General features: G+C 73.1%; 8 protein-coding genes. 3 read left to right on the forward strand and 5 right to left on the reverse strand.

Annotation, left to right across the window (positions count from 1 at the left end; translation table 11 throughout):
• Positions 1-21 precede the first annotated feature (21 nt).
• Positions 22-2,826, reverse strand: coding sequence for a YfhO family protein (locus FNH09_RS14775; RefSeq protein ID WP_162468596.1), 2,805 nt, complete (start codon positions 2,824-2,826; stop codon positions 22-24).
• A gap of 421 nt (positions 2,827-3,247) precedes the next feature.
• Between FNH09_RS14775 and FNH09_RS14780 the strand changes: the two genes are divergently transcribed.
• The gene (locus FNH09_RS14780) at positions 3,248-3,685 is read left to right on the forward strand and encodes a carboxymuconolactone decarboxylase family protein (protein ID WP_152887954.1); all 438 of its coding nucleotides are present in this window, start codon (positions 3,248-3,250) and stop codon (positions 3,683-3,685) included.
• Here the strand turns inward: FNH09_RS14780 and FNH09_RS14785 are convergent.
• Positions 3,672-6,155, reverse strand: coding sequence for an alpha-L-arabinofuranosidase C-terminal domain-containing protein (locus tag FNH09_RS14785; RefSeq protein WP_152887956.1), 2,484 nt, complete (start codon positions 6,153-6,155; stop codon positions 3,672-3,674). The genes FNH09_RS14780 and FNH09_RS14785 overlap by 14 nt on opposite strands.
• A gap of 183 nt (positions 6,156-6,338) precedes the next feature.
• Here FNH09_RS14785 and FNH09_RS14790 point away from each other — a divergent pair, with 183 nt between their 5' ends.
• Together FNH09_RS14790 and FNH09_RS14795 are read left to right on the forward strand one after the other, a co-directional pair.
• Positions 6,339-6,596 (forward strand): hypothetical protein, encoded by a 258-nt coding sequence (locus FNH09_RS14790; RefSeq protein WP_152887958.1) that lies wholly within the window; start codon positions 6,339-6,341, stop codon positions 6,594-6,596.
• A 1-nt stretch (position 6,597) separates the two neighbouring features.
• A complete protein-coding gene (locus tag FNH09_RS14795; protein WP_152887960.1) occupies positions 6,598-7,095 on the forward strand; it encodes a DUF6314 family protein in 498 nt (165 codons plus the stop codon).
• Here FNH09_RS14795 and FNH09_RS14800 read toward each other — a convergent pair.
• The 3 genes from FNH09_RS14800 to FNH09_RS14810 all read right to left on the reverse strand — a co-directional run bounded on the left by FNH09_RS14800 (position 7,074) and on the right by FNH09_RS14810 (position 9,743).
• Positions 7,074-7,670, reverse strand: coding sequence for a histidine phosphatase family protein (locus FNH09_RS14800; protein ID WP_152887962.1), 597 nt, complete (start codon positions 7,668-7,670; stop codon positions 7,074-7,076). The genes FNH09_RS14795 and FNH09_RS14800 overlap by 22 nt on opposite strands.
• A gap of 116 nt (positions 7,671-7,786) precedes the next feature.
• The gene (locus FNH09_RS14805) at positions 7,787-8,260 is read right to left on the reverse strand and encodes a GNAT family N-acetyltransferase (RefSeq protein WP_152887963.1); all 474 of its coding nucleotides are present in this window, start codon (positions 8,258-8,260) and stop codon (positions 7,787-7,789) included.
• 10 nt (positions 8,261-8,270) lie between these two features.
• Positions 8,271-9,743: an aminotransferase-like domain-containing protein gene (locus FNH09_RS14810; protein WP_152887965.1), complete on the reverse strand. Its 1,473-nt coding sequence runs from the start codon at positions 9,741-9,743 to the stop codon at positions 8,271-8,273.
• Between the last annotated feature and the right edge of the window lie 86 nt (positions 9,744-9,829).

Below are 9,829 nucleotides of genomic sequence, written 5' to 3' on the forward strand. Positions count from 1 at the left end.
TTCTCCCCCTGTGGCGCGGCGTCAGAGCGCCACTCGTGCGTCGGCGCGGTCGGGTGGTCGGGTGGTCGTCGAAGGTGTCCTCGCCCGCCGTCCGCGGACGGCGGTGAGCGCGCCGAGCAGGGCCAGTGCCAGCAGCGACACTCCCCCGACCGCGGCACCCAGGCGCAGCCCGGGCGGATGGAACGTGCAGGTGAGGCTGGTCGAGGTGCCGTCGAGCGGGACGCCGATCAGCCCGTGGTAGCTCTCGGCGGGTACGGCGTCGGCGGCCCCCGTGGCGCAGCGCCAGCCGGCGATCCGCGGGACCGCCAGGACCGCGGTCCCGCGGCTGCCCGCGGGGAGCACGGCCCGCACGGTGCCGTCGGAGACGGTCACCTCGGTGGCACCGGTCGACGTCAGCCGTTCGACCGCGGTGCGCAGCCGGGCGGTGTCCAGGCAGCCGACCGCGCCGTCCGGGACGGTGCTCGTCGCGTCCGGGGACAGCTCGATCGTGAGGTGTCCGGAGGCGGGCACCCGGCCGAGCCGCTGCATGGCGGCGATCGCGGTGGCGAGGCGGTCGGAGCGGAAGCGTCCGGTCGGGGCCGTCTCCGGGGCACCGGCGAGGCGGGCGGTGCCCGAGAGGTGCGGTGCCCACAGGTAGACCTCGCTGCCGGGGCGGCAGCGGGCGGTGATCGTCGGCCGCGGCCCCTTGGTCCCGGCGGCGACCGGGCCGAGGCGCACGCCGAAGCGCGCCGGCCTTCCGGCGGCGGTGCGCACGGTCAGCCGGGGCACGGTGTAGACGCGGGCGCCGAGCAGCAGCTCCTGGTTGCGGTACGGGGACGGGCCGAAGCCGGGCCGGTCCGCGCCGGTGCCGGACGGCCGCACCGTGACCAGCGGCGGCACCGGCTGCCGGGACACGGTGGTGCGGCTGCCGTCCTGGGGGAACCGCTTCTGGTCCGGGTCCGGCGGGGAGTGCACCCGGGCGCCGATGGAGAAGATCGCGTCCGTGACGGCGTTGTCCAGGCTCTGGAGGCTGCGGCCCCGCGAGGTCCAGCCGTCCCCGAGGGCGGTGAGGGTGCGGCTGAGGACGTCGGAGGTGAGGCTGCTGTAGTACTGGGCGCCCTGGCCGCCCACCTCCATCGGGTCGTTGGCGACGGTCTGCTCCCGGCCCGGATCGGTGCGGTAGCGGGGCCAGCCGTCGGCCGCGGCGATCAGCTCCGCCTGGGTCTGCCTGCGGGCGCCCCAGGGGCTGTGGTCGTCCATGCGGGTGGCCCGCGACCTCGTGGCCACCGCGGAGGTGGCGGCGGCCTCGCCGAACTGCCCGCCGAGCAGCAGCACCGCGGCCAGCCCGGCCAGGACGGCGCGGCGGCGGCCGCCCGGGCGGGGAGCGCCACTCGGAAGGGGAGGGCCGTCCGTGCCGTCCGTGTCGCCCGTGCCCCCCGTGCCGCCTGTGCCGCCTGTGCCGCCCGGGGCCTCCGCGCGGCCCAGCAGGGCCAGGCCGGTTAGCGCCGCCAGGGCGGCGAGCACGGCGATCGGCAGGGTGAAGGAGTGGCGCGCGGGCATGCTGCCCGCCGCCCCGGCCATGACCAGGGCGAGCAGCCCGCCCGCCGCGAACAGCGCGCGCGGACCGGGCGGACCGTAGGACAGCGAGGTCCACGCGGCGATCACCAGCAGCCCGCACAGCACGAAGGCCTGCCGGTACGCGCTGCCCTGCGGGGTGGCGAAGGCGTGCCAGACCAGGTGGGTCGGCTCCCAGCGCATCGACAGGGTCATCGCCACCACCAGCAGCGTCCACCCGCCGCGCACCCGCCGGGGAACCGCCCGGTGGAAGGGCAGGGCGAGGGCGAGCAGCAGGGCCGCGGTGCCCACGTAGACGGCCGGGTTGCTGAAGCTGTACGACGTCGGCAGCAGGTGGGCCAGCAGGTACTCGAAGGCCAGCGGCCGGAACTCGGTGACCCGGCCCGGATAGGCGTGCCTGGTCCCGAAGTAGACGACGACCACCAGGGGTGCGGCCAGACCGATGCCGAGCACGGTGCCGCGTACCGCCCGGCCCACCGCCGCGAGCAGCCGCCGTGGCGGGAGGCCGGACAGCGACAGCCGCAGCAGCAGCACCAGACCGGCGCCGAGGGTGGCCATGTACGCCGTGTAGAAGTTGGCGATCCAGGCCAGGGCCACGACCAGCGCCCCGAGCACCGGCCGCCTGCCGTGCAGCGCCCATTCGCCGACCAGGCACAGCAGCGGCAGGGCGATGAGTCCGTCGAGCCACATCGGGTTGACCGCGGCCATCAGCACGCTCCAGCCGCACAGGGCGTAGGAGGCACCGAGCAGTCCCGCGGCCCACCAGCGGCCGGGCCGCAGGGCGAGCAGCAGCCAGGCCATGGCCGCGCCGGCGCAGGCCGTCTTCAGCACGGTGATCACGTAGACCGCGAGGTCGATCTCGTCCCGCGGGAAGACCGCCACCAGCAGGGCGAACGGGCTGCTCAGATAGGTGCCGAGGTCGGGCAGGAAGCTGGAGCCGAACCCGGACTGCCAGTTCATCAGCAGGCCGCCGTCGGCCCGGCCGTGCAGCAGGTCCCACAGGTGCGCGTGGAACGGGACGTACTGGTTGCCCAGGTCGCTGACGTTGCGGGCGCGCGGCCCGAAGGGGTAGCTGCGCGCCACGACGTCGCCGGTGCAGGACACGAGGACCGCGACGGCCGCCGCGAGCAGGGCGGCGGCCTGTTCCGGCCGGACGGCCGGGCGGGGCGGCCGAAGCCGGAACCCGAACCGGAATCGGGGCGGCCGGCCGGACCGCGGTGGGCCGGACGGTGCAAGTGCGGTCGGCGGCTCCGGAGAGACGGTCGGTTTCACACCTTGCTCCGGTACGGACGGCGCCGCGCGTTCCTGTGAGGAATGCCACAGGGAGAGGCGGTGAGCAAAGTCGGTCGTTCCATTGTTCGCAGGCCCCCCGGGGAAGTGGCACACATGGCGTCTCGTCCAGGGGCGTCACTTCCCCCGCATTATTGATTCGCCGCCTTAGACGGGCCTGGATTCCGAATGGTTGTGCCGTGTAGGGGAATTGATGAAGGTTCTTTCGGAAACGGCCACGGCCCACACGAACAGCTCGGTTAACACCGAGAGAACACGCGGATAATGGAATTCGTCCTGCGTGCAATTGCGGAGGTGAAGGGCCCTGATTGCGGGGGCGGAGGACCGTGATCGCGGGGGCGGACGGCCGTGGTGCGCGGCTCGGCTTGACCTGGAGCGCGCTCCAACTCCTACGGTCTGCGCCATGAACCCGAACAGCACCCGTGAAGAGCGTTTCGCCCATGGCCTTGAGGTCCTGAGGAGGGTCGACGGCGAGGCCGGGCAGCGGGTCGTCGACGCGCTCGACGACGTCAGCCCCGAGCTCGGCCACCAGGTCGTCTCCTGGGCCTTCGGCGAGATCTACGACCGGCCCGGACTCGTCCCGCGGGACCGCCAGTTGGTGACCCTGGGCGTCCTGACCGCGCTCGGCGGCTGCGAGGCGCAGCTCGACGTGCATGTGAACGCGGCACTGAACGTGGGCCTCACGCCCGAGCAGATCACCGAGGCGCTGCTGCACGCGGCCGTCTACTGCGGTATGCCCCGGGCGCTGAACGCGACCTTCGCCGCGAAGAAGGTGTTCGCCGAGCGTGGGCTGCTGCCGCTGGGGCAGCAGCCCACCGGTGCGCCGGCTACCTCCGCCTGATCCGCAGGAAGGTGACGGAGTCCGCGGGGAAGGTGTACGTGAACCGGTCGGCGACGCCGGTGAAGGTCGACGTCACCGGCGCGACCTCGGTCCGCGTCTCGGTGTTCACCGCCTCCGGGGCGGCGGCCAGCGTGGTCACCCGGGCCTTGTCCGCGACCCGGGCGCCGCCGAGGTCGATCGCCGTACGGGCCGCCGAGGAGCGGGCGTTGACGACCTTGACGATCAGGTCACCGGTCTTCCGGTCCGAGGTGACGACCTGGCGGAACGGCTCGGCCGGCTTGTCGTCGGTGAAGCTGCCCCACTCCTCGCCGTCGAGGTAGAGGGTCACCTGGCGGCCCCGCACCTTGATGTCGATGTCGTAGGTGCGGCCCGTCTCGATGGTCCCGGGCTTGGCGATCAGCGTCGACTTGCCGCCGTCCACGGCCTGTTCGACGGCGCTGGTGGTGTTGTTCCAGCCGCCGAGGTTCCACCAGTAGTAGTTGCCGGTGTCCTGGACGCCGAAGGCGACGAGGAAGCCCTCCTTGCCGGCCCTCTTGGTGGCCTTCACGCTCAGGTCGTAGTCGTGCCAGGCGGTGTCGCCCGCCGAGACCATGGTGTTCTCCGCGCTCACGTCGCTCTGGACGTACTGGCCGTCCTGGACGCTCCAGCTGCCGCCGCCGGTGTGGGTCCACCTGGACGCGTCCTGGCCGAAGTCGTCGTCGAACAAGGTCGTGCCGTCCGCGCCGGTCACCTTCACCTCGTCGTAGGCGGCCGTCGTCGCCCAGGTCGACAGGCCGACGGCGCCGGTGATCGGGCCGCTGACGGAGGGTGTGGTGGTGGCCGTGCTGGGCACCACGCGGTCGCCGACGTTGGTCATGAACAGCTTCTGGACCTCGTAGTTGGCCGAACCCCAGGACGCGTGGTTGTTGAACCAGACCAGGTCGGGGCGCCACTGGACGTAGTCCTCGTTGGCGAACAGCGGCGCGTAGGAGGCGAGTCGCACGACGTCCGCGTTGCGTTCCAGTCCGGTCATGTAGGCGGCTTCGGCGAGTCCGTTCTTGAAGGCGTTGCCCCCGGAGGCGTACTCGCCGAGGAACACCTTCGGACCGCCCCGGTCGTAGGTGTCGTAGCGGTCGTTGTTCTGGAGGAACCACTGCGGGCTGTTGTAGTAGTGCTCGTCGACCAGGGCGACACCGGCCTCGCGGTTGAGCCGCCAGGCCGTGTCGAAGGTCGTACCGGCGTCGTCCGGGCCGGAGTTGGAGACGAGGGTGATGTCCGGATGGACGGCCGCGACGGCGGCGCGGAACTCCTTGAACCGGGCGAAGAACTCGGCCGGGAGGTTCTCCTCGTTGCCGACCTCGATGTGGGTGAGGTGGAAGGGCCGGGGGTGACCCATCCGGGCACGCAGTCCGCCCCAGGTCGAGGTCACCGGCCCGTTGGCGAACTCGATGAGGTCGAGGGTGTCCTGGATGTGCCGCCGGAGCAGGGCGTCGTCGTCGACGGCCCGGTTCTGGCCGCACCCGGTCACCAGGGCGGGCACTACGGGCAGTGGCATCGCGCCGACGTCCTCGGCGAGCCTGAAGTACTCGTAGTAGCCGAGCCCGTAACTCTGGTTGTAGCCCCAGAAGTTGGCGTTGGTGGCGCGCTGCTCGACCGGGCCGACGGTGTCCTTCCACTGGTAGGAACGGGCCCGCTGCCAGCCGGACGCCTCGCTGTAGTCCTGCATCGAGCCGGTGTTGACCAGGCAGCCGCCGGGGAAGCGCACGAAGCCCGGGTGCAGGGCGGCGATCTTCTCGGCGAGGTCCTTGCGCAGGCCGTTGGGCTCGTGTCTGTAGGTGTCGCGCGGGAACAGCGACACCATGTCGAGGGCGGCGGCGCCGGTGGAGGCCACGGTGAGCCGGCCGGTGGCGCTGGTGCGGCTCGCGGTGAACGTGGCGGTGTACTTGGCCCAGCCGCCCCGGGCGGTCACCCGGCGGGCGGGCGCCAGCGTGCCGTCGGCGTCCTGGAGGGTGACGGTGAGCATGCTGCCGTCGGCGCTGCGGGCCCAGACCGAGAAGTCGTACCTGCGGCCCTCCCGCACGCTGACGCCGGTGTTGTAGCCCGCGTTCGTGACCGCCGAACCGGCGCTCATCGAGAGGTAGTTGCGGTTGCGCTCGGCCAGGCGGCCGGCGTCGTCAACGACCTGGGCGCCGCCGGTGACCGTCCAGGAGGTGAGCGGTGCGTAGGACCGGTTGTCGGTGCTGGAGTACTCGAACGAGCGGTTCTGCACGAGTTCGGCGTACAGCCCGCCGTCGGCGGCGCGGTTGATGTCCTCGAAGAAGACGCCGTACATCGTGTCGGCGATCTCGGCGCCCCGGGCGGCCGGGTCGACGGTGATCGTGTAGTCGGTGACGTCCTCGGCGTGCGCGGGCGCGGGAAGCCCGGCCGAGGCCAGCAGTAAGGCGACGGCGGCGAGGACGGGCCGCCGCCAGGTACGGATGGTGCGTGACATGGGCACTCCGCGACTCTGTAGGAGTTGTGAGCTGGGGGAGTTGCGAGTTGTTCGGTATTGCGAACATTGGTCAGCACTTCGAACGGCACCCTAGGGAGGAGGCATGAGCGCGTCAATGGGACGTGCGGCGGCTCCCGGGGCGTGGCTGCCGGACACCGGCGGCCAGGACATAGGGTCGAGGCCATGCATGTGCTGCTCCCCTACCTGGCCACGGCCGGCTGCCTGGCGGTCGTCCTGGGGCTGTTCACCTGGCTGGCGCGGCGGATCCGCCGACGCGGCACCGCCGGTGCCGGTCTGGTGGCGGCGCTGGCCTCGTACGAGGAGGCGTTCCGCGCCACGAGCCACGACTCGTACCACGAGATCCAGGCCCAGGCCCGGCGCAGGTCCCCTGCCGACTCGCCGGACGGATGGCGCCGCCGCCGGCCGACGGGACGGGGCTGACATGGACGGTTTCCGGCCCGTGCCCGATGCGCCGGACGGTTTCCGGCCCGTGCCCGATGTGCTGGCCCATCTGGCCGGGCACTGGCGCGTGGAGCGCACCGTGCGGGATCTCGCCGGGGGCGAGGAGGGCCGCTTCGAGGGGGTCACCGGCTTCGGCCCGCTGGACGGCGGCGGACTGCTGCACCGGGAGACGGGCCGGTTCGTCTGGCGGGGAGTCGCCCGGCCCGCCGAGCGGACCCTGCGGTTCCTGCCGGGCGCGGTGCCCGGCACGGCGGACGTGCGGTTCGCGGACGGGCGGCCCTTCCATCACCTGGACCTGACGTCCGGACGGTACGTGGCCGACCACCCCTGCGCCGCCGACTTCTACCGGGGCGAGTTCACCGTCCGGGACGAGGACCACTGGCGGACGGTCTGGCGGGTCGGCGGCCCCGCGAAGGACCTCGTGCTGACGACCGACTACGTGCGCCTGCCGAGCGACTACCTCATCCGCGAGGGCTGAGCGGCCGTGGAGTCGAAGCGCAGGTGCCAGCGGCCCGCGCGGCCGCTCACGGTGACCGCCGACAGGGACCGGACGTCGATGTTCCAGTACGTCGAGGGCGGCGCCTGAAGCGCGTACACCAGGGCCGCGCGGATCACGGAGGGCTCGGCCACGGCGACGATGCGGCCGCCGTCCTCGACCGGGCGGGTGTCCAGCCAGCCGCCGACCCGGGAGATGAAGGCGAGCAGTGGCTCACCGCCGTGCGGGGCGGAACGCGGGTCGGCGAGCCAGGCGTCCACCGACTGCGGCTCCCGGGCCATCGCCTCGCCGAGCGTCAGCCCGCGCCAGCGGCCCATGTCGCAGTCCCGCAGGGCGAGCTGGACGAGCGGCGCGTAACCGAGGGCGTCCCCGGTGGCACGGCTGCGCGGGTTCGGCGAGCAGTAGCGCAGTTCGGCGGCGGCGAGCGGCAGCAGTTCGGCGGCCACGTGCTGCACCTCCTGCCAGCCCGCCTGGTCCAGCGGCCGGTCGTCGTCGAAGCGCTCGGCGAGCAACGGGGAGCTGCGCGCGGCTGCGACGAAAGTGACCCGAAGTGCCATGCGGCGATCGTGAGCCGCCCGGGCCCACCGGTCAAGGGTTCCCGCCTGTGCGTTACCGGCGGTGCGTCATCTTTTACCCGAGCGTCGGGACCTGCCGGGCAAGTCGCACCAAAAGGTCACTCGAAGGTAAGCACCATCCACTGGTCGGGGACGTCCAGCGCCCGGAATCCCACCTTCTCGTAGACCCCGTGGGCGTCGTGGGTGGCCAGCAGCAGGCGGCGCAGCCCGTACGGCCGCAGCTGTTCACGCACGGCAGCCACCAGGGCCGTGCCGATCCCCTTGCCCCGCACCGACGCGTGCACGTACACGTCGCACAGCCAGGCGAAGGTCGCCCGGTCGGTGACGACTCGGGCATAGGCCACCTGTTCACCGGAAACCGTGTCGTACACGCCGAAGTTGAGCGAGCCGGCGATCGCCCGCTCGTGCTTCTCCCGCGACCGTCCGATCGCCCAGTACGCGTCGGTGGACAGCCAGTGGTGCACGCGCTCGACGTCAACGCGGTCCGGGTCGGTGGAGAGCTCGTACCCCTCGACGAGAGCCCGGGTGTCGGGCGAGGCGGACGGGGCGGAGGTGTCGTTGAGGTCGGTCATGGCGGGATCCTCACAGCTCAGGCGCGGCGTGTCGAAGGGTTTCCGGCGGCCGGAGCACCTCGTCGCAGGCGGCGCGCAGCCGCCGTACCCCTTCGGTGATCTCCCCGGTGCCCGCGACGGCGGCGAAGCTCAACCGCAGGTGTCCGGCCGGGGGTTCGGCGCTGAAGTACGGGCGGCCGGGGGTCAGCGCGACGCCCGCGCGCAGGGCCGCGGCGGCCAGGGCCGTCTCGTCGGTGCCGTCGGGCAGGCGCAGCCACAGGTGGTAGCCGCCGGACGGGACGTGCGGCAGGGCGAGTTCGGGCAGGGTCAGGCGCAGGGCGGTGGTCATCGCCTCCCGGCGGGCCCTCAACTCCGCGGAGATGGAACGCAGATGGCGCGGCCAGGCAGGCGATCCGACGAGTTCCAGGGCGGCTTCCTGGAGCGGCCTGGGGACGAAGAAGCTGTCGACGACCTGGATGGCGCGCAGGCGTTCCAGGACCGGGCCGCGCGCGGCCAGCGCGCTGACCCGGAAGCTGGGCGAGGTGGCCTTGGTGAGCGAGCCGACGTGCACCACGACGCCGTCCGGGTCGTCCGCGGCGAGCGGCCGCGGCAGCTCGCCGGCGTCCTCGTGCACGAGCCGGCGTACGAAGTCGTCCTCGACGACGAACGCGCCGGCCCTGCGGGCGATGCCCAGCACCTCGCCGCGGCGGGCGGGGGCCAGCACGGCGCCGGTCGGGTTCTGGAACAGCGGCTGGCAGACGAGGACGCGGGCGCCGGTGGCCCGGAAGGCGTCGGCGAGCAGGTCCGGCCGAACCCCGTCCGCGTCCACCGGTACGGGCACCGGGCGCAGGCCCGCCGCGCGGGCGATGGCCAGCATGCCGGGGTAGGTGGGCGACTCCACGAGCACCGGGGCGCCTGGGGGTGCCAGCGCGCGCAGCGCGGTGGTCAGCGCCGCCTGGCCGCCCGCGGCGACCAGCACCTCGGCGGCCGTGACCGACCCGCCGATGCCCCGGGCGAACCACTCGCGCAGCTCCGGCAGCCCTTCCATGGGCGGCCGCCCCCACGCCCCGGGTCGGCGACCGGCGCGCGACAGGGCCGCGGCCATGGCCCGCTCGGGCTGGAGCGACGGATGCAGATAGCCGCCGTTGAACTCGATCACCCCGGGCGGCGGCGCGGCGAGCGAGACGGTGACCCCGGCGGCGTCCACCGTGCGCGGTACGAGGTCGGCGGCGCCGTCCGCGCTGAGGGCGACCTCCTGCCAGGAGGTGTCACCGGCGGGCGCCGTACCGGTGCGCGGGCGCGCGCGGAACGCGCCCGCGCCGGGCCGGGTGACGACCAGCCCCTCGGCAGCGAGCTGGGCGAGGGCGCGCGAGACGGTCACCGGGCTCACCCGGAACCGCTCCACGAGGGCCCGGCTCGACGGCAGCTTTCCACCGGGAGAGTAGCGGTCGAGCTCTCTTCGTAGCTGTTCCGCCAGTTCTCCTACGCTGCTACGCTCATACATGAGAGCACAGAGTAGCGCTACTGCCTCGACCCGGATAGCGGTCGACACCCCCGCCCCGGGCGGCACCTCCGCCGACACCCCTTCCC

The sequence above is a fragment of the Streptomyces adustus genome (genome assembly GCF_009377175.1).
Lineage (GTDB): Bacteria > Actinomycetota > Actinomycetes > Streptomycetales > Streptomycetaceae > Streptomyces > Streptomyces adustus.